We start from the raw sequence: 23268 nt of genomic DNA on the forward strand, positions 1-23268 counted from the left end.
CAACACAGTGAAACCTATGTCCGAACTTTCTGACAAGCTTGGTCTTTCCACTCGCTTGATTTCTCCCGCTACCGAACGTGGACGTGGCCGCCGTCCGGTCAATCCGCCGATCGAGCGGGCTTCGACCATGCTCAGCGACGATCCTGCGATGATGGGCTCTGACCGCGATGGGCCGATCTACGGTTTGGACGGGGGGACTGCCGCGCGACAGTTGCGTACTGTTCTGGCAGATCTGGAAGGGGCAACACACGCATTCATCGTACCGTCGGGTCTGGCATCGGTAACCGTCCCATTGCTCGCCCTGCTAAAACCCGGCGACGAGGTGCTGTGCACAGACGCAGTTTACGGCCCGTCACGACGTTTCCTGACCCGTACGCTGGCACGCTTGGGCATTACGGCACGTTTCCATCCGGCGGCTTGGACGGCCGAAGAGATAGCCGCCAGCTTCTCGGCGCGAACCAGACTTCTCCTCGTCGAAACCCCCGCGTCCCTCACGTTTGAACTGGTGGATCTGGAAAGGCTGCTCGGCCTTTGCCGCGACAAGGGCGTGCTTAGCGTGGTGGACAACACATGGGGCGCGGGCATCGCACTGAAGCCTCTTGCTGTCGGTGCCGATGTCAGCGTGCAGGCGCTGACCAAATATGTAGGTGGCCATTCCGACTTGCTGATGGGTTCCATCGCCACACGCGATCCCGAACTGGCGCGCCTGATTTTCGAGGCGATTGAAGATCACGGCTGGCATGTGTCACCCGACGATGCGTGGCTGGCGCTTAGAGGCATCCGTACCATGCCACTTCGCTATGCCACCCAGGCGCGCTCGGCGCTGAAGGCCGCCCAATGGCTGGAGCAACAGCCGCAGGTAGCTCGCGTCATGTATGCGCCACTGCCCTCCTCGCCCTATCACGACCTGTGGCAGCGCCAGTACGATGGCGCGGCGTCGCTGATAGGGTTTGTGCTCCGTGGCGATCGCTCCGCCGCCCATCGCCTGATGAAAGCGCTCAGCCTGTTCGGCATGGGATACTCATGGGGCGGGTATGAGAGCCTGATCACCAATGACACATCCCAACTGGCGTGGCGCGAGCATCAGCCGCCGCTGGAAGGCGAGATCATGCGCCTTCATATCGGTCTGGAAGATGTCGATGACCTGATTGCCGATCTTGGCCGTGGATTACACGCCGTATGAGCCAAGGGTGCGGGTTTACGGGGCTGGATCAGGGGGTCACACTCGATATCAACTGATTCACCCCTGAACTGCGGTCATGCCCACATTCTACGAATTCTTCGCCGGAGGCGGCATGGTGCGGCAAGGGCTGGGCCCTGAGTGGCGCTGCACCTTTGCCAACGACTTCGACGGCAAGAAGGGGCTGGCCTATCAGGCCAACTGGGGTACCAGCGGCGAACTGCTGGTAGACGACATCCGCAATCTGGATACAGCCCACATGCCGGGCGATCCCGACATGGCATGGGCCAGCTTTCCCTGTCAGGACCTGTCACTGGCCGGCATGGGCAGGGGGCTGAACGGAGAGCGTTCGGGCACCTTCCACGTCTTCTGGTCGATCATGGCCCGCCTGCGTGCGGAAGGCCGCGCGCCCCCCATCGTCGCTGTCGAGAATGTGTGCGGCGCACTGACCTCGCGCGCGGGGGCCGACTTTGAAACCATTTGCAGCGCCTTTGCCCGCAATGGCTATCGTTATGGGGCCCTGGTCATCAATGCCGATCGCTTCGTGCCACAGTCACGCCCGCGCCTGTTTGTGATCGGCGTGCGAGACGATGTGGCTATAGACGACAGCCTCATCGCGCCGGATGCCGCACACGTCTTTCACACCCCCGCCCTGCGCCGCGCGGTAAACCGGTTGTCGGAAGAGACCCGCCAGTCATGGCTGTGGTGGAACCTGCCTGTCCCTGCCCGTCGCGCGCTCGATTTCGCGGATGTGGTCGAGGATCGCCCCAAGAGCGTGGATTGGCACAGCGCCGAGGAGACCCGCGCCCTGCTGGCCATGATGTCGGACGTGAACAAGGCCAAGGTGGTGGCCGCCAAGCGTGCGGGTCGCCGGATGGTTGGCGGCATCTATCGCCGTACCCGTCGCGATGCCGATGGCAACAAGGTGCAGCGTGCCGAGGTACGTTTTGACAACGTGGCCGGCTGCCTACGCACGCCGTCGGGCGGTTCCAGTCGCCAGATCATTATGGTGGTTGATGGACGGCGCGTACGCACACGCCTGCTGTCCACACGCGAAGCTGCGCGGTTAATGGGCCTGCCTGACAGCTATCGACTGCCTGCCAACTACAATGACGCCTACCACCTGATGGGCGATGGCGTAGTCGCGCCTGCCGTGCGCTATCTGGCGCAGCAACTGTTCGAGCCTCTGCTGTCTACTGAGTGCGCTATTGGCATCGGGGGTAGAAAAAACCCGGCGCTGGAGAGCGCCGGGTGAAAGGTATTCGGTGATGGTGGGTGCCCTCTAAGATTAAGAGAACATGGCTAGTTCCATCTGCTTTGGTTAACAGAAGGTTAACGGTAAAGATTTCATTACCATTCCGCTACTTATCCAGCGGGAACCAAGTGGATTGCACAGCCCCATCCCCGAAATTTCGACGCACCAGCCAGCCATGGCCGACTCGCCCGCTGAAATCAGACGTGTCGGCGCTATGTCCTGGCACATCATAGCTGCGCCCAGCCACGACGACGCGCGATGGCGCGCCGGAAGACGGGACAACCACGGCCCAGCGACCGTTTGCATCTGAATGGGCGTCTATGGCCCGGCCGTTGACGTCGAGCTGAGTGGCCCTGTCTCCTGTTGCGCGGCCTGATATCACCTGCGCCTCTCCGTCACGATCCACCGCGTCCAGCGGCCCGTTCCCCGTAAGCCGATACGACGGGTCCCCGGGAAACAGCACCGCAGCCAATCCCACCTCGCGCGGCGCAATAAACAGCTGGCCCGGCCCTCCGACAGTAGAGCGTCCCGTTTGCAAACGCGGCTGAAGCAGCAGACCTTCGGGCGGCACCATGACAGACAGGCTAAAGTTACCCTGTGTATCGGCTGTTGCCGCGTAGGATTGGCCGCTTTCCACAATAAACACGACACGACCGCCCGGATCGGCCACGCCGCTCACGGTGGCGGTCTCACCCTTCCAGTTCACGTCCGTGACCGAAGGGGGCTCGCGCCACTGCTCATCCTGTTTCTCGACAGGCGCGGGCATGGCAGCCTCATCGCACCCCATCAGAAAGGCACCCGACAAGGCCGCGATCACGAACGCAGATTTATGGCCTTGATACCGTTTCATGCTGTTCTGGCTCCGGCTATGAAGTGGCTTACACAGAGTAGCTTAAGGGCACCCTGCCCTTCCCCCATAGATAGAGTCGACATGGCCGAACTGAAAAATACCGTAGATCCCTATGACGGTCGCTCCGTGTGCCTGTTCTGCGGCTCGTCGGACGGCAATGACCCGCAGTATGTCGCCGCTTCGCGCGAGTTTGGCACCTTGGTGGCCGAGGCGGGCTGGCGACTGGTGTACGGCGGCGGCGGCGTGGGGCTGATGGGCGGAGCAGCGCGCGCGGCCCATGCCGCCGGAGGGCGCGTCGTGGGTATCATGCCCGGCTTTCTGCGCAGCCGTGAACGCCTGTTCGACGAGGTGGAGACCGTGGTCGTCACCTCCATGCACGAACGCAAGATGATGATGTACGACGAATCCGACGTTTTCGTCGTGTTTCCGGGCGGCATCGGCACTCTCGAAGAAGTGGTCGAACTGCTGTCGTGGAAACGTCTGGACCTGCACGCCAAGCCGGTCATCTTCCTGAACCTCGACGGCTTTTGGGACGGATTCTTCAAACTAGTCAAAGATACGGTAGACGCCGGTATGACCCCCGCCTCCTTCCTTGACGCGTATCAGGTGGTCAATTCTGTCGCTGAGGCTGTCGAATTAATGAAATCCGCCGAATCAACGCCGCACGTGCGCCACGATCCTCGTTAAAAAGTGCGGCATAGTGAACACTGTTTAGAAAACGCCGTTCACTTGTGTTGACAGTAGCCAAAAACAACGCACAAATCCCTCGCGTGTGCCTCCCCGGTTTTTGGTCAGGAGAATCAATTGATGCGTGCCATCGCCATTGCTGCTGCTTTGTTCGCAGCCGCCCCCGCCGTTGCAGATGCACCGGCAGCTACCCGCGCCACTCTCGTGGACGCAGCTTCGGCCCCTTCGGGTCGCTTGATCGTCGACGGTGCCACCTGGCGCTGTGAAGGTGCCGAATGCACCGCGACCGGCGGTTCGGCCCAACCGGCTACCCGTGCTTGCCGTCGCGTTGTTGCCCGCATGGGCAAGGTGTCGGCCTTTGCCTATAAGGGCCACGAGCTGTCGGCCGAAGAACTGGCCGCCTGCAACGCCTAAGGCAGGTATAGCCAAGGCTTCGCGCTTTGGTGCGGGATACAAAAAAGGCCGCCCTTTCGGGGCGGCCTTTTCTATATCTACCAGCAGCCCCTAGGCCGCTTCGCCCTTCAAGCGGGCCACGATCTTGTCGCGCGGGATCATCGGTACGATGGCCCCCATGTCAGGCCCGTGCGGTTGGCCGGTCAGCGCCAGACGCAGCGGCATGAACAGGCCCTTGCCCTTGGCGCCAGTCTCGGCCTTCACGGCACCGGTCCACACCGACCAGACGTCGGCGGTAATCTCTTCAGGCAGCAACTTCAGCGCGGCTTCGGCAAAAGCTGCATCCTCGATCACCGGTGTGATCGGGCCGCTGATGATGGCGGCCAGACCGACCACATCATTGAAGAAGTGCAGGTTCGGACGCACCGCGTTCCAGAAGTCTTCGCCCAGATCCACGCCCAAATCGGCCAGACGCGGCTTGGCGGTCGCATAATCCATGGCTTGCAACGCCTGAGCGTTCAGACGGCCCAGATCGGCCTCATCGTAACGCGCAGGCGAGCGGCCCATCTTGGAGAAACTGAAGCCCTCGCCCAGTTCCTGCATGGAACCGGCGATCTCCAGATTGTCCGAAGTGCCAATCTTGCCGAGGTGGCTGGTGATAGCGATCGGCTCATAGCCGTCATTGCGCATGTCGATGATGGACAGCGAGCCTAGACGCTTCGACAGAGCCGAACCGTCGGCTCCTACCAGCAGCGGCATGTGCGCAAAGCCCGGCACCTTGGAACCCAGAGCTTCGAAGATTTCAATCTGCGCACCGGTGTTGGTGACGTGGTCTTCCCCGCGGATGATGTGGGTGATTTCCATGTCGATGTCATCGACCACCGACGGCAGGGTGTAGAGGAACAGCCCGTCCTCGCGGATCAGCACCGGGTCCGACATCGAGGCGGTGTCCACCTCGGCATGACCACGGGCCAGATCTTCCCACGACACGCGCTTACCTTCCAGCTTGAAGCGCCAGTGCGGCTTGCGCCCCTCGGCTTCAAAGGCGGCCTTTTCTTCCTCTGTCAGGTTCAGCGCGGCGCGGTCATAAATGGGCGGCAGACCGCGAGACAGTTGCACCTTGCGGCGGCGATCCAGCTCATCAGCCGTTTCGTAGCACGGGTACAAGCGACCCAAAGCCTTCAGCTTCTCGGCAGCTTCTTCATAGCGGTCAAATCGCTTGGACTGGTTGTAGCGCTCATCCCATTCCAGACCGAGCCATTTCAGGTCGATCTCGATATTGTCTTCCGACTCCTTGGTCGAACGGACCAGATCGGTGTCGTCGATGCGCAGCACGAACGAGCCGCCCTGCCCCTTGGCGAACAACCAGTTCACCAGAGCGGTGCGAACATTCCCTACGTGCAGCTTACCCGTGGGCGACGGGGCGAAACGAACCTTGACGGACATGACAGCCTTTGACCTCAAAACGAGGCGGCTTGGTCGCGCCACCGTGAGGCGAAGTCAAGGCGCGCGACCCATTAAAGCGTCACCTGCCGGATAAATCGACCGCTTCACGAGAGGAAAAGAAAACGGCCACACCGTCAAGGTATGGCCGCCTCCAAATCTCAATCGTCGCGGTGAACGCGCTCGCGGCGCTCATGGCGCTCTTGGGCTTCGACCGACAGGGTTGCCGTCGGGCGGGCCTCAAGGCGACCCAGACCGATCGGTTCGCCGGTCTCTTCGCAATAGCCGTAGGAGCCATCCTCGATCCGGCGTAGCGCTTCGTCGATCTTGGAGATCAGCTTACGCTGGCGATCACGGGTGCGAAGTTCCAAGGCGCGATCCGCCTCCGACGAGGCCCGATCCACCAGATCAGGGTGGTTCTCGGTCTCGGATTTCAGATTGGTGACCGTGCCGCGCGCTTCGTTCAGGATGTCATCCTTCCAAGCCAACAGTTTGGCCTTGAAGTACGCGAGCTGGCGTTCATTCATGAACGGCTCGTCGTCGGACGGCCGATAGGTCTCAGACTCAAGTTGGACTACAGACGCCAATGCAGTCATGGCCTCAACGCTCGATTCTAACGCGCCCCCAACAGACGCCATGCGCCCTATATTGAAGGTCGTGAACCACCGCAACCCATTCGCGTCACCGTGATACGGCAAAGGTTCAGCTTTGAGTGGATAATCGGGCCTGGTGCCATATGAAGTGCGACAGATAGCCGTTCTGCCTTTAAAAGCTTGACCTTACGGACGCTTTCTCGGGCCGTTGCCGCGGTCACCTACCGGCGGCTACGGGCCATCTCTGCCTTGGCCAATTCAACCGCAGCGCGCACGTCGATTTGATCGAGAACGGTATTCAGACCCTCATCGGCGTCTTTTTCGCGCTCTTCGGCCAAGTTCCGCGACAGGCGGTCCAGTATGGCGACACTGTCGCCGCCACTCCCCAGAAGGGTCAGTTTCAACTCGTCCAGGCGGTCCAACAAGCTAGAGCCACGACGAATAGCACGGCGACGACGCTCCGTCGGATCTTCGATGCCCTGAAGAGCCATCAGGGCCGAGACGCCGGCCACATTGCCGGTCGATGCTGTGGCCGCAGCCGCCTGAGTGGCCGACGCGCCGCTGGCTCCCGGCAGGCTAAAGCCCGCGCCGGTTCGCGCCGTCGTTCGGGACGTCGGGGTTGCGGTAGGACCGCCTACTCCATTGACCTTCATCGCCAACACTCCTGCATGGGTCGTAACCTGTGCCATAGGGCTGAAATCTTGGTTAACGCCCCGGCAAAATCTGCCTTCCGGCAAGCTCGAAACTCAGACTACACCTTGAAAACGCAGAACTTTTTATACGGCACGTTTCTCGCATGGTTAATCGCGAACGCCTTCCACGGGATGTCCGCCGCATGCAAAAGTTTCTTACCACCGTCCTGGCTCCTGTCGTAGCCCTCTCGGTTGCTGCCGTTTTGGCCCTGCCTTCTGCGGTACAGGCCCAATCGCGCATCAAGGACATTGCCTCTGTCGAGGGTGTCCGCACCAACCAGTTGGTGGGCTATGGCCTGGTGGTCGGGCTGAATGGCTCGGGCGACTCTCTGCGCAACTCGCCTTTCACGCGCCAGTCGCTGGAAGGCATGATGGAGCGTCAAGGCGTCAACATCCGCGGCACCAACCTCAACACCAAGAATGTGGCTGCAGTCATGGTCACAGCAGACCTGCCACCGTTTGCCATGCCGGGCGCGCGACTGGACGTCAGCGTCTCGGCTATGGGTGATGCCAAAAGCCTGCTGGGCGGCACCCTGCTGGTGACATCGCTGCAAGGCGCGGATGGCCAGGTCTATGCGGTAGCCCAGGGAGCCGTTCAAACGGGCGCGGTTTCGGCTTCGGGTGGTTCGGGCTCCTCCATCACGCGCGGCGTGCCTACGGCCGGTCGCATTGCATCGGGCGGCGTGGTCGAGCGCGAGACGGGCTTCAACCTCCAAGACATGCAGGTCCTGCGTCTGGCTCTGCGCAATCCGGACTTCACCACCGCCCAGCGCATGGCCGCCGCCATTAATGAAACCTTCCCGAATACGGCCTTTGCCGAGAACGGCACTGTGATCGCCCTGCGCGCGCCGCAGCAGATGGGCGTGGCCCATTTCCTCAGCCGCGTCGAGAACCTGCCGGTTCAGGTCGACAGCCCCGCCAAGGTCATTATCGACGAGGTAAATGGCGTGATCGTCATGGGCGACGCCGTGCGCATTTCGACGGTCGCCATCGCCCAAGGCAATCTGACCGTGTCGGTTCAAGAAAACCCGCAAGTCAGCCAGCCCAATCCCTTTGCCAATGGCCAGACGGTGGTAACGCCTCAGTCGTCGGTGACGGTCGAGGAAGAAACCGGTCGCCGTATGCAGATCGTTGGCGGCCAGACCTCACTTTCCTCTCTGGTCAACGGTCTGAATGCTCTGGGCGTCAGCCCGCGCGACATGATCTCCATCCTGCAGGCCATCAAGGCTGCCGGTGCGCTGCAAGCCGATATCGAGGTGATCTGATGGATACCGTCTCCCCCCACCTGCTGCGCCCGTTCGCCCAAGACCCCGTCGTCCGTAAGGGACAAACCGAAGCGGAGATGCGCCAGACAGCAGAGGCCTTCGAAGCCAGCTTCCTGTCGCAAATGCTGAAGCCCATGTTCGAGAGCCTCAGCACCGAAGCGCCCTTTGGCGGTGGTACCGGCGAAGAGATGTGGCGCAGTTTTCTGGTCGAAGAAATGGCCAAACACACCGCCCGCGCCGGTGGTGTCGGCATCGCCGACAAGGCCATGTCCCACATGCTGAAAGCTCAGGAGGGTCTCGTATGACCGCAGAAATGGCATCGCTGCGTATCCAGCGTCTTCTGAACCTGACCGAAGGCCTGACCCAGCGTCTGGAAAACGAGATGGCCTTGGTGCGCGCCCACCGCGCCGCCGACATGGCGGCGGGCATGGCCGAGACTGCCGAACTGGCCAATCAGTACCGTCGCGAGTCCGCCCAGATCAAAGCCGATCCGTCGTTGATCGCCTCTGCGTCCATGGACGAGAAAAAGGCGTTGATCGCGGCCACCGAGGCGTTTGATGAAATCCTCGCCCGCCATTCAGAAACGGTTGAGGCAGCCCGCCGCATATCTGAAGGAATCGTCCGCGCCATCGCCACTGACGTCGCCAGCAACCGCGCCTTGGGCACCGGATACGGGGCCAGCGGGCAAGCTGCACAAGGCGACGGACGCGCTGTCGCATTGAACCGAACCGCCTGAATGCGCCGTGATCACTAGCTCCGATTTTAGCGAAGACTAGGTCATGTGCCGCTTTTCCTTATGGCCAAGCTTGAGCTATTCGATGACCTGCCTCGCTGATTCCGGCGTTTAACGAACTCGGCACATGTCGCTTCCATCCCGCCTCCTCGGATTTGCCTTCGCGGCCGCTGATGCACTGGTAGAAGTTGACCAGCACGGTGTCGTACGGTTCGCGCTTGGCGCCGGCCCCGCTCCACACATGCCGATGGCACAATGGGTCGGCACGCGCCTTATCGATGTTTTCGATGCAGAGAGTGCCGCGCGCGCCCATGAAGCCCTTGAGGGACTGAAGCCTGCACAGCGGCTATCGGGCGTGGACGTCACGATTGACTGCGGCAAAGGCCAGATACGCCGCGCACAGCTATCTGCATTCTGCCTACCCGAGCTGGCCCCGACGCTGTCTCTGGCCTTCAGCTATCAGGCCGATATCTCCAACGCCCCCACACCGGCTGTCAGCGGCCCGATCAAAGATCCGCAGGGCTTCATGGCTCAACTGCGGCACCGGCTGATGAACGAGACGCCACAAGGCCTGCAACGTCTGGATCTGGCCTTTATAGATGTTGATGGCGACCAGCAGCTGCCGACAGCCGCGCGCCAAAAGGTGCACGAAGATATCGTTCGCGTATTGCAGGGTCTTTCACTGGACGGGAACAGTGCCACCCAGCTCACCAATGACCGCTACGCTCTGGTCCGCCCTTCCGGCGCGCAGCTGGATCTGAGCGCAGAAATAAACGCCGTTGGGCAGGTAAACGGGATCGAGCTGACAGCCCGCACCATGCAGGCGGCTCTGGGCAGTGATCCTGCCGCCGCATTGCGGGCCATGCGCTTTGCCATCGAAGCCTGCCTGCGCGAAGACACGATGGAAGCGCCACAGAGCTATTTTGCCGAAACTCTGGCACGCACCTTACGCGACGCTGACCATTTCAGGACTCTCGTCCGCGATCGCGAGTTTTCCCTGCATTACCAGCCGATCGTGTGCCTAGGCGAAAGGGCCATCCACCACTACGAAGCCCTGTCGCGCTTTCCTCGCAGCCACGGCCCCGGTCCGGCCATCCGCATGGCCGAAGAACTGGCCCTGATCGAGACCTTTGATCGCACGGTCGCCGAAATGGCCGTTACGCGTCTGCGCACCTCCGCCTCGAGGAAGTTGCAGATTGCCGTGAATGTTTCGGGCGCATCCCTAGCCAATGATGCCTACATCACCGCCCTACTGGCCCTAACGGCCTCTGCGCCGGAACTGCGCTCTCGCCTGCTGGTCGAAGTTACGGAAACCGCAGCCTTGGCCGATCTGGCCTCTGCCAACCGCCGTCTGGCCTCTTTGCGCGAAGTGGGTATTCGGGTTTGTATTGACGACTTCGGCGCGGGCTCCGCCAGCTTTGACTATTTGCGGGGCCTCAACGTGGATTTCGTCAAAATCGACGGCACATTGGTCAAGGATGTCCAGGCCGAGGCCCGTAGCCGCACTTTGATCGCCCATCTGGTCGAGTTATGCCGCTCGCTGGAAATGCAGACCGTGGCCGAGATGGTCGAGACCGAAGCTCAGGCACAAGCCCTGACCGAGCTTGGCGTCACCCATGCGCAAGGCTGGCTGTTCGGCAGGGCCGAGGCCGAGCCCAACCCACGCCTTCCTACATCCACGCCTGTGGTTGCCCGTCGCCGCGGCTCAACGGAGACCTGGGGCTAAGGCCTCGTCAGTACCAGTTCGTCTTCGAGATTGATCGCCTGCAGAAAACTACGGTCGTGGCTGACCACCACCAGCGCTCCATCATAGGCGCACAAGGCTTCTTCGACGGCAGCAATGGATGGCAGGTCCAGATGGTTAGTCGGTTCATCCAACAGCAGCAGACGCGCAGGCCTTTTGCCGCCCAGAACACACGCCAGTCCCGCCCGCAGACGCTCACCGCCTGACAACTCACCGATCCGTTTCAGCGCCGATGTATTGCGGAACAGAAAGCCCGCCAACGCAGCCTGTGCATCCTGTACCGTATTGTCAGGGTTCAGGCGTAGCCATGCATCGCGGACAGTCTCTTGCTCATCCAGCAGGCTAACGTCCTGATCCAGATAGGCGGCGGTTTCACTGAGCACCACCGTGCCTTCATCCGGTCGGACATGCCCTGACAGTACGCCCAACAGGGTCGACTTTCCTGCGCCGTTAGGCCCGGTCACCCCCAGCCGCATCGGTCCACGCAGATGCAGCGATGAGACGCTCAGCACGGATACACCCTCACGGCGAACCACCACATTATCCAGCCGCGCCACATCACGACCGGCAGCTAATCCGGTCGGCGCTATACGGATACTTGCTTCGCGCTGCTGGCGCGCTGCGGCTTCAGCCTCGGCAAAATCTGCAGCGCGGCTGTCTACGATCTTCTGGGCATGGACTTTGGCTGAGCCGCCCGATTGCTGCGCCGCACTTTTGCGCAGCCCCAGCAGCAATTTAGGTATGTCTCCGCGCGCGGAGGCCTTCTTGCCGGCACTGGCGCGCTGCTCTGTCCGCTCATAGGTTTGCTGCGCTTGCGCCTTGGCGTCTTCCAAGGCCTTGCGGCTGTGGTCCAGACGCGCCTCTAGCGCCGCGCGTTCCAAATCGCGTTGGATCCGATAGGCGTCGTAGTTGCCGCCATAGCTGGCCAGCCCGTCGGCCCTAAGCTCCACGATGCGGTCCATGTGCCGCAGCAGGTCGCGATCATGGCTGGCTACAATCAGACAGCCCTCCCAAGAGGCCACCAGTTCAGCCACCGCCGCTCGCCCGTCTGCGTCCAGATGGTTGGTCGGTTCATCAAGAAGAACGACATCCGGCGCAGCCATTATCATACCGGCCAAGGCAACGCGTGCACGCTCGCCTCCGCTCAGTGTGCCGAGAAGCCGCTGTGGTTCGATGCCGTCAAGACCGACGCGGGCCAAAGCCGCCTCCAGACGGCTTTCCAGCGTCCAGTCTGCATTATCCAAGTCGTCGTCACTGGCATCGCCATCCAGAACGCGCGCCAAAATAGCGAGGTCCCCGGCCACGCCCAAAGCGGCTGCCACTGTGGCCCCCTCGTCGGGTGTCAGTTGCTGTTCCAAGCGCCAGACACGACCGTCCACCGCCACATGCCCTTCATCGGGCAGACGTTTGGATGTGATCAGATCAAGCAGCGTCGTCTTGCCGGTGCCATTGGCACCCACAAGCCCTACGCGCTCCGAACCGAAGCTGGCATTCAGATTTTGAAAGAGTGCGCCTCCGTCAGTCGCGCGGACGCCTGTCGAGACGAGGGTCACGCGTGCGGACGCGGACGCGTTTGGCCTTTGGCTGGTTGGCATGAAGCACCATAAAGAGCGTGGCGGACAGCAGTGTTGCGGTTGCCATTGCGCTGATCATGTTCTTCGAGCCTCCTACACAAATGTGGCCTGACACAGAGGATGGGGTCTCGGCACAGCCCGTGCAAGTGCAAAAACGTCCTACGCAGACGGGACAATTGCCCTGGGTCGGGTCCGAAATATTCCAAAACCCAAGAGTCACACCTATTTAGCACCATGACCACGCCGCGCCCCACGCTCGAATTTTCTGTCCAGACGCCTGAAAACCGTCAGGAGGCGCAGCTTCGCCGTGAGGCGGCGACCGCCCGCATTATGCAGGAGACCGGCATCGACCAACCGATGATCGATGCTCTGGTCGATGGCTTCTATGATCGGGTGCGGCAGGATGATCTGATTGGACCTGTGTTCACTGCCAAGATCAGCGACTGGGGCCCGCATCTGGAGCAGATGAAGCTGTTCTGGTCATCGGTTGCGCTGTCAACGGGTGTGTATCAGGGCCGCCCCATGCCCAAACACATGCCGCTGCCGATCGACGCGCGCCACTTTGATCGCTGGCTGTCACTGTTCGAGGACACGGCCCGCACCTTGTGTCCGCCGATCGCCGCAGAGCATTTCATCGCGCGTGCCCGACGCATAGCGCAAAGTCTGGAACTGGGCGTGGCCAATGCCGCCGGCGTTCTGCTGGACAACGGCGAACGTTATATCCGTCGAGATAGCGGTTGGACGCCCTGAACGCGACCAAAGTTGCTATTTTGTTCTTGATGTAATCCGGAAATAAGTCACCATATAGCGGCGTCCGCCGGACCTTTCTTACCGTCCCCCGCGTTCATGGGCCCTGATGACCGACAAGCAAAACCTTATCCGTGTGCGCGGCGCGCGTCAGCACAATCTCAAGAATGTCGATATCGATATTCCGCGCGAGAAGCTGGTGGTGATGACCGGCCTGTCCGGCTCGGGTAAATCCTCGCTCGCGTTTGACACCATCTACGCCGAGGGTCAGCGCCGCTATGTCGAAAGCCTGTCGGCCTATGCGCGTCAGTTCCTTGAACTGATGGGCAAGCCGGATGTGGACCTGATCGAAGGCCTTTCGCCGGCTGTCTCCATCGAGCAGAAGACCACGTCCAAAAACCCGCGCTCGACCGTGGGTACAGTGACGGAAATCCACGACTATATGCGTCTGCTGTGGGCGCGGGTGGGTGTGCCCTATTCGCCGGTCACGGGCCTGCCGATTGAAAGCCAGACCATCAGTCAGATGGTCGATAAGCTGGTGGCTCTGCCCGAAGGAGAACGCATCCTGCTGCTGGCCCCCGTCGTGCGTGGCCGCAAGGGCGAGTACAAAAAGGAAATCGCCGAGTGGCAGCGTCAGGGCTTTCAGCGTCTGAAGATCGATGGCGAGTTCTATTCCATCGAGGACGCACCGACCCTCGACAAGAAGTTCAAGCACGACATCGACATCGTGGTGGACCGCATTGTCACCAAGGCCGGCCTTGAGGGCCGCTATGCCGACAGCCTGCAAACCGCGCTGGGTCTGGCAGACGGTCTGGCCGTGGCTGAATGGGCCAAGCCTGCCGAGGGTGAAGACAAGCCGCGCACCCTCACCTTCTCGGAGCGTTTCGCCTGTCCGGTGTCGGGCTTCACCATCACCGAGATCGAACCGCGTCTGTTCTCGTTCAACAACCCGTTTGGTGCCTGTCCGAAGTGCGACGGTCTGGGCGTGAAGTTGGCGTTCGATGCCGATCTGGTTGTACCGGATCGCGACAAGACCCTGCACAAGGGGGCTATCGCGCCGTGGTCCAAGACCCAATCCCCGCTGTACACCCAGACCCTGCAGGCGCTGTCGCTTCACTTCGGCTTCTCGATGGACAAGCCGTGGCGCGACCTGCCGGATACGGCGCGACAGGTCATCCTGAACGGCACGGGCAGCGAGAAGATCAAGTTCGTCTATGACGACAACGCCCGCAAATACGAGGTAGCCAAGCCGTTTGAAGGCGTAATGCCGAACCTCGAGCGGCGCTGGCGCGAGACGGATTCGGCCTGGGTGCGCGAAGAACTGGGTCGCTATCAGTCCGAAACGCCCTGCGATGCCTGTGGCGGCAAACGTCTGAAGCCCGAGGCCTTGGCTGTGAAGGTCGGTGGTTCGGATATTGCCGACATTTCCGAACTGTCGATCAGCAAGGCTTTCCTGTGGTTTTCGACGCTGGAAGACAGCCTGACCGAGAAGCAGATCGAAATCGCGCGCCGGATCTTGAAAGAGATCACCGACCGCCTGCGCTTCCTGAACAATGTCGGGCTCGACTATCTGAACATGTCCCGCGCCTCTGGCACCCTGTCGGGCGGCGAAAGCCAGCGAATCCGCTTGGCCAGCCAGATCGGCTCGGGCCTGACCGGTGTGCTTTATGTGCTGGACGAACCGTCTATCGGTTTGCACCAGCGCGACAACACCCGCTTGCTGGAAAGCCTGCAAGGTCTGCGTGACCTCGGCAACTCTGTGCTGGTGGTCGAACACGACGAGGAAGCGATCCTGACGGCGGACTATGTCATCGACATGGGACCGGGCGCAGGCGTCAACGGCGGCAACGTCTGCGCCGAGGGTACGCCCGAGCAGATCATGGCCAATCCGAACAGCCTGACGGGCCAGTATCTGACGGGTGACCGCGAAATCCCTCTGCCCGTCGATGGTCGTCGTCCTGTCGACCGCAAACGGATGCTGAAGGTCACCGGTGCCACGGGCAACAATCTGAAGAACGTCACCGGCGAAATCCCTGTCGGCGTGTTCAACTGCATTACCGGCGTGTCGGGTGGCGGCAAGTCCACCTTTACCATCGAGACCCTGTACAAGGCCGCCGCGCGCCGCCTGAACAATGCCTCGGCCGCACCGGCACCATTTGACCGCATCGAAGGCCTGAACCACTTCGACAAGGTCATCGATATCGACCAGTCCCCGATTGGCCGTACCCCTCGGTCGAACCCGGCCACCTACACCGGAGCGTTCAACCCGATCCGTGACTGGTTCGCTGGCCTGCCGGAATCCAAGGCGCGCGGGTATGGCCCGGGCCGGTTCAGCTTCAACGTCAAAGGCGGTCGCTGCGAAGCCTGTCAGGGCGATGGTGTCATCAAGATCGAGATGCACTTCCTGCCGGACGTGTACGTGACGTGCGACGTCTGCAAGGGCAAACGCTACAACCGCGAAACGCTGGAAATCCTGTTCAAGGGCAAGAGCATCTCGGATGTTCTGGACATGACGGTCGAGGAAGCCGGTCGCTTCTTCGATGCCGTGCCGTCCATCCGCGACAAGATGCTGACGCTGACGCGCGTGGGACTTGGTTATGTGAAGGTGGGCCAACCTGCCACCACCCTGTCGGGCGGTGAGGCCCAGCGCGTGAAGCTGGCCAAGGAACTGTCGCGCCGTGCGACGGGCAAGACGCTCTACATCCTCGATGAGCCGACCACGGGTCTGCACTTCGAAGACACGCGCAAGCTGCTGGAAGTGCTGCAAGAGCTGGTCGACAACGGCAACACCATCGTGGTTATCGAGCACAACCTCGATGTCATCAAGGTGGCCGACTACCTGCTTGATTTCGGCCCCGAGGGCGGCGACGGCGGCGGCGAGATTGTCGCCTATGGCACGCCAGAGGAAGTGGCCGAAAATCCAAAGAGCTGGACCGGCCGCTATCTGAAAGAGGTGCTCGACCGCCACGAGCAACGTCGCAGGGCGCGCGTGGCCGATCTGACCACGGCAGCCCCCCGGACCAAGGCGGCAAAGGCCAAGCAAAAGGCCTAATAAAAATGGGGCGGGATGATCCGATCATCCCGCCCCATTTTATTTCCAATCGCAAATCTGTGGCTTAGCGCCCGACGATATCGCGATAAGCCGACGCGAACGGCGCATACACGATGCTGATCTGGGCCGATGTGACGATCGCGTTCACCACACACCAGACGAACAACCCGGCCAAAACCGGACCGCTCGTCGCGACCAGCAGGTTCTCGATACCGCCCGTCATCAGGCTCAGTGGCGTGAAGACCAGAGAAGCAAGGAAGCTGACCAATAGGGACAGCAGCAGCGCCAAGAGGCCCGTGCCCAGCAAGGGCCCGAGACGGCCTTTGGTGAGCTGGAAACTGCGGGCAATGCCGATCTTCTTCTCGACATAGGTGGCCGGAGCCGCCAGTACGAGCTTCAGCGTCAGCCAAACCAAACCGGCGACGAGCGGCACCAACAATAGAACCGACAGCACCGAAAGGGCGGTGTGCACCATCCCGCCCAAAGCCGCGACCATGGCCACCAGCCCCATCCCCAGGAATGCAGCCGCGCCCTGGATCAGAACCTCAAGAACCTTCGTTGCCAACATACGCAGTTCGTCAGCACCTATGCGCAGATAACCGTACTGGCTCTGCTGGGGTTCGATGACCGCGCGAATAATGGCCGTATGCACTACCGCCGTCGCTATCAGGGTAATCGGCAAGTTGATCGCCATCATCTGCCCATAGAGCGGGAAAAGCTGCATCAGCTGCGCCTCGCCCATGGTCGTGCCGCTGGACAGGGTCGTGATCTGTTGCATCAGCACCGCCAGAATGCGGTGGCGGAGCACCAGGCTGATGACGATAGACACGAAGTAGACCAACGCCCACGCGACGAGCGCTTTGGGCTCACGCCGTGTCAGGCGAAACCCCTCCAGCGCGGTCTGGGTCGGTATAAAACTCATATAAATCTCTACAAACTTAAAGCGTGGGCGCAGTCGTCGGTACGGATGCAGAAGCATTGGCCGCACGCCAAGCCATTTGGTGCCAAGCCGAGGCAAACGGACCGAAGGCCAGCACATAGGCTATGCCGCTGAAAATCGCAGCAAACAAAGCATAGGCGATACACAGGCCTATCACCCCGCCCCATCCGATTATTTCGTTGATCGGCAGTCCGCTATCCAGTGAACCGTGCATGGCAAATACGGCGGCGATGATGACGATGAAGCCGATAAAGTACATCACCAGAGCCACCGCGATGTACAGCAACGCCACTATCACGCCCAACCCCAACAGCGGCCAGAAATGGCCCTTGGTAGCCTGCCAGCCCTGCACAAAGGCAAAATCTCGCAGGCCGACACTGGCGGCCAAAATCAACGATGTTTTGATCGCAGCCCAGATGAGGCCCACCAGTCCTATCACTCCGATGAGAATGCCGACCAAGACGCCTACGATCTGGCCGGACACCGCCGCCAGCGCCGCGCCAATCAGCACGGCGATCAGAGCGATCAGAAAAATCACGATGGCGAAACCGATCCACAAAGCCAGCAGCACCACAAAGCTGCGCACGGCTTGCATATCCGGCTTCAGTCCAAACCACGCATGGGTGCTATCGCTGCGAATGATGTGTTCGTTGATAGCCTTGCTGACCAGAACCATGGCTCCCAGAGCCACGATCTGAACGGCCCAAGATACCATGTTGATCTGCATCGCCACGCTTTGCATGGCCGGATCGTTCTCGTTGCCAAGCTGATCCAGCGTCAGATTGCCCATGACGCCGTACATAACGAGGAAGACAGGCACTGACGGTAGGGTCAGCAACAGGCCCCACACAAACACATGGAGCGGCTTCTTGATCATCAGACGCCAGGTCTCCTTAAGGGCCAAACCCATATCGAATGGGCGCGCGTCTGTGTGATTCATTTCAGCCTCCGTTGATATCCCTGCATACGACACAAGCGAACAACATGACAGCGAGGCCATAGCCCGCTAGAAGCGCGCCTATGTCCACCCCCTCTACTCCTCGCCCCGTACACGTTATCGGCGGCGGCATGGCCGGTTCCGAAGCTGCATGGCAGATCGCCAATGCGGGCGTACCTGTCATACTGCACGAAATGCGCCGCGATGAAACTGCCGCCGATGGATCGGTTGTGCAGGTCCGCACCGACGCGCACCAGACCGCAGGTCTGGCCGAACTGGTCTGCTCCAACTCGTTCCGTTCGGACGATTGGGAATACAACGCCGTCGGCCTGCTGCACCAAGAGATGCGCGAGCTGAACTCGATCGTCATGGCGTGTGGCCAAGAGCATCAGGTTCCCGCTGGCGGCGCACTGGCGGTAGACCGCGACGGCTTCTCGGATGCTGTGACCAAGCGCCTGATGGAGCACCCGCTCATCTCCATCGTGCGCGAAGAGATCGCAGGCATTCCGCCGGAAGACTGGGACAATGTCATTGTCGCCACCGGCCCGCTGACGTCCGAAGCCCTAGCTAGCGAGATTCTGAAACTCGGTGGCGAGGAAGGCCTCAGCTTCTTTGACGCCATCGCGCCGATCATTCACGCCGACAGCATCAATTTCGACGTCGCATGGATGCAGTCGCGCTATGACAAGGAAGGCCCCAGCGGCGAGACCGCGGCCTACGTCAACTGCCCGATGGACAAGGAGCAGTACGACGCCTTCATCGACGCCCTGCTGGCCAGCCCGACCGCAGTGTCGAAAGAATGGGAGCACGTCCCTTATTTTGACGGCTGCCTGCCGATCGAAGTGATGGCCGAACGTGGCCGCGAGACGCTGCGCCACGGCCCGATGAAACCGGTTGGCCTGACCAATCCGCGCAACCCGACCGTAAAGTGCCACGCCATCGTGCAACTGCGTCAGGATAATGCTCTGGGCACGCTGTATAACATGGTCGGCTTCCAGACCAAGATGAAGTACGGCGCGCAGACCGAGGTCTTCCGCATGATCCCGGGTCTGGAGAATGCACAGTTCGCTCGTCTGGGCGGTCTGCACCGCAACACCTACCTGAACTCGCCCAAGCTGTTGGACAAGCAACTGCGCCTGAAGGCCATGCCGCGTCTGCGTTTTGCCGGTCAGGTCACGGGCGTTGAAGGCTATGTCGAAAGCGCCGCCATGGGCTTGTTGACGGGCCGTCTGGCTGCGGCTCAGGCACTGGGCCGTCAGATTGACGCGCCGCCGCCGGAAACCGCTATGGGCGCGCTGGTCGAGCACATTACCGGCGGACACATGGAAGGCTCGAAATTCCAGCCGATGAACATCAACTACGGCCTGCTTCCGCCGCTGGAGGCGCCCAAGGTTGATGAGGACGGCAAGCGTATCCATCCCAAGGAACGCGGCCGTGCCAAGAAGCGCCTGCAGAGCATCCGTGCTCTCGATGCGCTGAAGAAATGGCGCGACGTGAACTTCTAAAACACCGAACGGGGGGGGGGGGGGGGNNTAAAACCCCGAACGGGCGGCTGAGCGATCAGCCGCCCGTTATGGTTTTGACGAAGACATAGACGGCGACTAGCAGGATCATCCCTGCAAACAAGCGACGACTAATCGCGGCATGATCCGCCAGTCGCTTGGAAGTCGGCAGACCGGCCCATGTGCCGACTGCGCCGCCGAGGGCCATGGCCAAGACGGCCCACCAGTTTATCATTCCCGACAGGCTGTAGTTGACTGCCGTGCTGGCTCCGAAGGCCGCAACACTCAGCAGCGAGGTCGCTTGCGCGGCGGCCAGCGTCATGCCCGTTGCCCATACCAGGCCCGGCACAATCAGAAATCCGCCACCAATCCCGAAGAAGCCCGCTGCGCTACCCACTACCGTCGCCGCGCCGGCCAATCTCGGCACCATCTGCCGGTTCAAACGCGCGTCCGGGTTTCCCAAATCCCGCTTTGGCCGCAGCATTGACGCCCCAATCAACGCCATAGCCACTGCAAAGGCGATCAACAGGGCGTCTCCCGAGATGGTCTTGGCGACACTGGATCCGATCCATGCGGCTGTCGCGCCAATCACGGCGAACATAACAGCGCAGGGCCAGCGGACACGCCCTGCCCGTGCCTGCCCGGCCAGTGCCGTCAGGCCGTTTAGGGCCACGCCCGCTGCTGAGATGCCGATGGCGGTGTGAGGATCAGCTATCCCCACAACATAGAGCAACAGCGGCACCGCCAGAACCGAACCACCCCCGCCGAAGACCGTCAGCAACAGAGCAACAAGCCCTCCGCTGAGGCCTGCCAGCAGGAACTGTATCGGCTCCATTGCCCTAGGCCTTCTTCATTGCGCGGTTCCACGGCATCACCGCCAGAAGGCGCGCCATGCCACAGAAACCGGTCGCTCCCGCTAGAAACAGGCCAGCACCCACGAAGGCGCACAGACCATAAAAGCCCGGATGCACGACAGTGCCCAGAACTGCGCCCACCAGAATAAGGCCGCCAGCGGCCATCTGTACCTGACGCATCAGCTCCAACGGCTGTCTGGTATCGACCTTCACGGGCAAGCCCGACTTCTTCCAGCCATCCAAACCGCCTTCTAGCACATAGACCATGCCGGAAACACGCGCATCCAGACGCGCGCACGCCCCGGTGGTGCGGTTGCCGCTGCGGCACATGAAGATGGTGTCCTTGTCCGCTTCCAGATTCAGATTGGTGTTGTCGAAGATCGACAGTGGAGCCAGCACTGCGCCATCGATATGTTCGCGGGCATATTCATCAGGCTCGCGAATATCTACGAGCACAGCCTTGCCAGCTTTCAGGCGTGCAGCAACGTCCTGCGGTTGCAGGTTCACAAGAGGATTCATTGTCGAATTCCTTTCGGCCTTAGCCCGCGCTCGGCGGGCAATAGATTTCAGCCAGCGTACCGATCAGCTTCAAAGCCGAAGGATCGCTGATGCTGTAGAAAACAGCCGTGCCCTGTCGTCGGGCCTCGACCAGTCCATCGTCACGCAGACGCGCCAGATGCTGTGACAGCGCGGACTGGGACAAGCCCAGTTGCAACTCGGCCACCTGCTTCTCGCCCTCGCCCAACTGGCACAGGATCATCAAGCGACTTTCGTTAGACAGGGCCTTAAGCAGCTTTGCTGCCTCTCCGGCATTTTCCTGAAACTGCTCGAGGCTCATTTGCGTGAGATCAACCATGCAGCCAATATATAAGAACTTGCTAAATTAGCAATACCTAATATGTTGTAATCCGAATGGAGGACATCATGACCCATACCCCCACCCCAGAGGTGACTGGCTTCTTTGATGCTCAGACCAATACAGTCAGCTATCTGGTGGTTGATCCTGCAACGCGACATGCCGCCATTATCGATCCGGTGCTTGATTACGATGCCGCAGCGGCGCGTACATCAACCCAATCGATCGACGCCATTATGCAGACGGTTTCCGAGCGTGGCCTCAAATTGGTGCGCGTTCTGGAAACCCACGCCCACGCTGATCACCTGACGGGTGCTGACGAAATCCGTACCCGTACCGGCGTACCTATCGGCATAGGTCAGCACATCACCAAGGTGCAAAAAGTCTTCGGCAATCTGTTTGAAGCCCACGATGTCAGTCACGATGCCGTTGTCTTCGACGAGACCTATACAGACGGCGATAGCTTCCAGATCGGTGAACTGAGCGCCCGTGTGATTCACACGCCGGGACACACGCCTGCCTGTGTCACCTATGTGATCGGCGATGCGGCCTTTGTCGGCGACACGCTGTTCATGCCGGACTATGGCACTGCGCGCTGTGACTTCCCCGGCGGCGATGCCCGTACGCTCTATCGTTCGATCGAAAAGATCCTAGCGCTTCCGGAAGAAGCCCGCATATTCGTCGGCCATGACTACCTGCCGCAGGGCCGTAGCGATTATGTCTGGGAAACCAGCGTGGGCGCGCAGAAATCCGGCAACATCCACATCGGCCAAGGGCGCACGGAGGACGAGTTTGTGGCCTTGCGGGAGGCCCGAGACGCCACCTTGTCGGCACCCAAACTGATCCTGCCCGCGCTTCAGGTGAATATCCGCGCCGGAGCCTTGCCGCCCCCCGAAGAGAGCGGGACGCGGTTTCTGAAACTGCCGCTCAACGCGATGTAGGCGGGCTTAGCTCAGTTGGGACAGGGCGACGCTCACGATCCACATCAGGATCGGCGGCGACGCGACGATGATGGCCAGACCATATTGCCGCCGCAGCAGTAGCCACCACGCCACCAGCGGGCAGATCATCAGGGCGCAATACGGGATCATCGTCTGCAAGGCTATGCCCAGTCCCACGGCCCCCTCGCGATAGGCGGCCCATGTCAGAACGACCGGCATCAGGCCGACGAATGTTCCGGCCAGACCGAACAGGGTGGTCACCGCCAGCCACAGGGCGGCGGGTCGGCGAAGTTTGGCGTTGGTCATCTTAGATACGGCCCCTCACCGTGTTCCAGAACAGTTGCAGCCGCTTGGTCGGCTCGGCCTGCTGACGCGAAAGGCTGGCGTGGGCCACGGCGGGAAAAGCCTTGGCTGGCAGAGACTTCAGAGCGGCATTTGCGGCAGGCTTCAACGCCTTGGCCTCTGCTTCCCGCCCTGTCTGCATCATGCCGAAGACACGCCCCGCATCCCTAGCTGCCGATGCATGATCCCCTGCCCCCAATATGCGCGCTGCCAGCACCATGGGGCCGGCGAAAAAGGCGTCCAGATCGTGCGGAGCCTTGTGCACACGGCCGATGTGCGCCCCGATCAGAGCGTCAAACGGCGCACGATCCAATCCGCGGCGGTTCACCAGTTCTGTAAGGCCCTCCAACACAGGATGGCCGACGCGCGGTGTATTGGTGAACACCCCGTCCATCTGCTCGGCCCACCACGTAAATCGCATCTCTGCCAGCAAGGGCTGGGTCACGCGCGTGGGAATAGCGACCAGTTCGGCCTCGAACGCATAAAGGGTTATCAGATCCGCCCGCGCTTGACCGTCATCGACAAACCGGCTGGACAGCCAGCGGTCGAGGTCGGCCGCGCGTACCTGAGCATCAAGATCAACAGAAGTCATGTTGCCCCTGCCATGCGGCACGAAGCGGAGCGGCGCAAGCCGCTTCTGCGTCCTGCGTCACCGGATACAAAAAACCCGCCTGTCCAAAAGGTCAGG

24 protein-coding genes are annotated in these 23268 nt (G+C 61.1%); 12 read left to right on the forward strand and 12 right to left on the reverse strand.

The window, feature by feature from the left end:
* The first annotated feature begins 16 nt into the window (after window positions 1-16).
* Together metC and B3B04_RS04330 are read left to right on the forward strand one after the other, a co-directional pair.
* Window positions 17-1183, forward strand: coding sequence for a cystathionine beta-lyase (metC, locus tag B3B04_RS04325; RefSeq protein ID WP_292040257.1), 1167 nt, complete (start codon window positions 17-19; stop codon window positions 1181-1183).
* Window positions 1184-1259: 76 nt separating this feature from the next.
* Window positions 1260-2435, forward strand: coding sequence for a DNA cytosine methyltransferase (locus tag B3B04_RS04330; RefSeq protein ID WP_292040259.1), 1176 nt, complete (start codon window positions 1260-1262; stop codon window positions 2433-2435).
* 106 nt (window positions 2436-2541) lie between these two features.
* Here the strand turns inward: B3B04_RS04330 and B3B04_RS04335 are convergent, their stop codons facing one another.
* Window positions 2542-3285, reverse strand: a complete 744-nt coding sequence (locus B3B04_RS04335) for a hypothetical protein (protein WP_292040262.1) — start codon at window positions 3283-3285, stop codon at window positions 2542-2544.
* A gap of 81 nt (window positions 3286-3366) precedes the next feature.
* On the opposite strand from B3B04_RS04335, the gene B3B04_RS04340 reads away from it, so the two are divergent.
* Entirely contained in the window at window positions 3367-3972 is a 606-nt protein-coding gene (locus B3B04_RS04340) for a TIGR00730 family Rossman fold protein (RefSeq protein WP_292040263.1), read from the forward strand.
* A gap of 120 nt (window positions 3973-4092) precedes the next feature.
* On the forward strand, window positions 4093-4386 hold the full coding sequence (locus B3B04_RS04345) for a CC_3452 family protein (RefSeq protein WP_292040265.1): 294 nt from the start codon (window positions 4093-4095) through the stop codon (window positions 4384-4386).
* 90 nt (window positions 4387-4476) lie between these two features.
* On the opposite strand, the gene gltX is transcribed toward B3B04_RS04345, so the two are convergent.
* The 3 genes from gltX to B3B04_RS04360 form a co-directional block, all read right to left on the reverse strand.
* Complete coding sequence (gltX, locus tag B3B04_RS04350; protein ID WP_292040266.1) at window positions 4477-5811, reverse strand: glutamate--tRNA ligase; 1335 nt, start codon at window positions 5809-5811, stop codon at window positions 4477-4479.
* Window positions 5812-5969: 158 nt separating this feature from the next.
* The gene (gene dksA, locus B3B04_RS04355) at window positions 5970-6404 is read right to left on the reverse strand and encodes an RNA polymerase-binding protein DksA (protein WP_292040267.1); all 435 of its coding nucleotides are present in this window, start codon (window positions 6402-6404) and stop codon (window positions 5970-5972) included.
* Between the two features lie 218 nt (window positions 6405-6622).
* The gene (locus B3B04_RS04360) at window positions 6623-7054 is read right to left on the reverse strand and encodes a flagellar assembly protein FliX (RefSeq protein ID WP_292040269.1); all 432 of its coding nucleotides are present in this window, start codon (window positions 7052-7054) and stop codon (window positions 6623-6625) included.
* 182 nt (window positions 7055-7236) lie between these two features.
* On the opposite strand from B3B04_RS04360, the gene B3B04_RS04365 reads away from it, so the two are divergent.
* From B3B04_RS04365 to B3B04_RS04380, 4 genes are all read left to right on the forward strand, one after another.
* Window positions 7237-8358: a flagellar basal body P-ring protein FlgI gene (locus B3B04_RS04365; RefSeq protein ID WP_292040271.1), complete on the forward strand. Its 1122-nt coding sequence runs from the start codon at window positions 7237-7239 to the stop codon at window positions 8356-8358.
* Window positions 8358-8663 (forward strand): rod-binding protein, encoded by a 306-nt coding sequence (locus tag B3B04_RS04370; protein ID WP_292040272.1) that lies wholly within the window; start codon window positions 8358-8360, stop codon window positions 8661-8663. The genes B3B04_RS04365 and B3B04_RS04370 overlap by 1 nt, the downstream gene beginning before the upstream one ends.
* Window positions 8660-9094, forward strand: coding sequence for a flagellar basal-body protein FlbY (locus B3B04_RS04375; RefSeq protein ID WP_292040273.1), 435 nt, complete (start codon window positions 8660-8662; stop codon window positions 9092-9094). The genes B3B04_RS04370 and B3B04_RS04375 overlap by 4 nt, the downstream gene beginning before the upstream one ends.
* Before the next feature lie 244 nt (window positions 9095-9338).
* Complete coding sequence (locus B3B04_RS04380; protein WP_292040275.1) at window positions 9339-10817, forward strand: EAL domain-containing protein; 1479 nt, start codon at window positions 9339-9341, stop codon at window positions 10815-10817.
* Here B3B04_RS04380 and B3B04_RS04385 read toward each other — a convergent pair.
* Complete coding sequence (locus tag B3B04_RS04385) at window positions 10814-12388, reverse strand: ABC-F family ATP-binding cassette domain-containing protein (RefSeq protein WP_292040279.1); 1575 nt, start codon at window positions 12386-12388, stop codon at window positions 10814-10816. The genes B3B04_RS04380 and B3B04_RS04385 overlap by 4 nt on opposite strands.
* Before the next feature lie 255 nt (window positions 12389-12643).
* On the opposite strand from B3B04_RS04385, the gene B3B04_RS04390 reads away from it, so the two are divergent.
* Window positions 12644-13159 (forward strand): group III truncated hemoglobin, encoded by a 516-nt coding sequence (locus B3B04_RS04390; RefSeq protein ID WP_292040281.1) that lies wholly within the window; start codon window positions 12644-12646, stop codon window positions 13157-13159.
* A 106-nt stretch (window positions 13160-13265) separates the two neighbouring features.
* Entirely contained in the window at window positions 13266-16208 is a 2943-nt protein-coding gene (gene uvrA, locus B3B04_RS04395; protein WP_292040283.1) for an excinuclease ABC subunit UvrA, read from the forward strand.
* 64 nt (window positions 16209-16272) lie between these two features.
* Here the strand turns inward: uvrA and B3B04_RS04400 are convergent, their stop codons facing one another.
* Together B3B04_RS04400 and B3B04_RS04405 are read right to left on the reverse strand one after the other, a co-directional pair.
* Window positions 16273-17130: a hypothetical protein gene (locus tag B3B04_RS04400; RefSeq protein WP_292040285.1), complete on the reverse strand. Its 858-nt coding sequence runs from the start codon at window positions 17128-17130 to the stop codon at window positions 16273-16275.
* A gap of 16 nt (window positions 17131-17146) precedes the next feature.
* Window positions 17147-18088 carry a hypothetical protein gene (locus B3B04_RS04405; protein ID WP_292040287.1) on the reverse strand — a complete coding sequence of 314 codons (942 nt, stop codon included), beginning with the start codon at window positions 18086-18088 and terminating at the stop codon, window positions 17147-17149.
* An 80-nt stretch (window positions 18089-18168) separates the two neighbouring features.
* Here B3B04_RS04405 and trmFO point away from each other — a divergent pair, with 80 nt between their 5' ends.
* Entirely contained in the window at window positions 18169-19590 is a 1422-nt protein-coding gene (gene trmFO, locus B3B04_RS04410; protein ID WP_292040289.1) for a methylenetetrahydrofolate--tRNA-(uracil(54)-C(5))-methyltransferase (FADH(2)-oxidizing) TrmFO, read from the forward strand.
* Between the two features lie 55 nt (window positions 19591-19645).
* Here trmFO and B3B04_RS04415 read toward each other — a convergent pair whose 3' ends face one another.
* The 3 genes from B3B04_RS04415 to B3B04_RS04425 are packed head-to-tail and all read right to left on the reverse strand — an operon-like array spanning window position 19646 to window position 21297.
* On the reverse strand, window positions 19646-20422 hold the full coding sequence (locus tag B3B04_RS04415) for a sulfite exporter TauE/SafE family protein (protein WP_292040291.1): 777 nt from the start codon (window positions 20420-20422) through the stop codon (window positions 19646-19648).
* Window positions 20423-20426: 4 nt separating this feature from the next.
* Window positions 20427-20960: a rhodanese family protein gene (locus B3B04_RS04420; protein WP_292040292.1), complete on the reverse strand. Its 534-nt coding sequence runs from the start codon at window positions 20958-20960 to the stop codon at window positions 20427-20429.
* A 19-nt stretch (window positions 20961-20979) separates the two neighbouring features.
* Window positions 20980-21297, reverse strand: a complete 318-nt coding sequence (locus B3B04_RS04425; protein WP_292040293.1) for an ArsR/SmtB family transcription factor — start codon at window positions 21295-21297, stop codon at window positions 20980-20982.
* Window positions 21298-21365: 68 nt separating this feature from the next.
* Here B3B04_RS04425 and B3B04_RS04430 point away from each other — a divergent pair, with 68 nt between their 5' ends.
* Window positions 21366-22238, forward strand: a complete 873-nt coding sequence (locus B3B04_RS04430; protein WP_292040294.1) for an MBL fold metallo-hydrolase — start codon at window positions 21366-21368, stop codon at window positions 22236-22238.
* A 6-nt stretch (window positions 22239-22244) separates the two neighbouring features.
* On the opposite strand, the gene B3B04_RS04435 is transcribed toward B3B04_RS04430, so the two are convergent.
* Together B3B04_RS04435 and B3B04_RS04440 are read right to left on the reverse strand one after the other, a co-directional pair.
* Complete coding sequence (locus B3B04_RS04435) at window positions 22245-22544, reverse strand: hypothetical protein (RefSeq protein ID WP_292040295.1); 300 nt, start codon at window positions 22542-22544, stop codon at window positions 22245-22247.
* Between the two features lies 1 nt (window position 22545).
* On the reverse strand, window positions 22546-23172 hold the full coding sequence (locus B3B04_RS04440; RefSeq protein WP_292040296.1) for a squalene/phytoene synthase family protein: 627 nt from the start codon (window positions 23170-23172) through the stop codon (window positions 22546-22548).
* Between the last annotated feature and the right edge of the window lie 96 nt (window positions 23173-23268).

The organism is Brevundimonas sp. UBA5713 (assembly GCF_002419815.1).
Taxonomy (GTDB): domain Bacteria; phylum Pseudomonadota; class Alphaproteobacteria; order Caulobacterales; family Caulobacteraceae; genus Brevundimonas.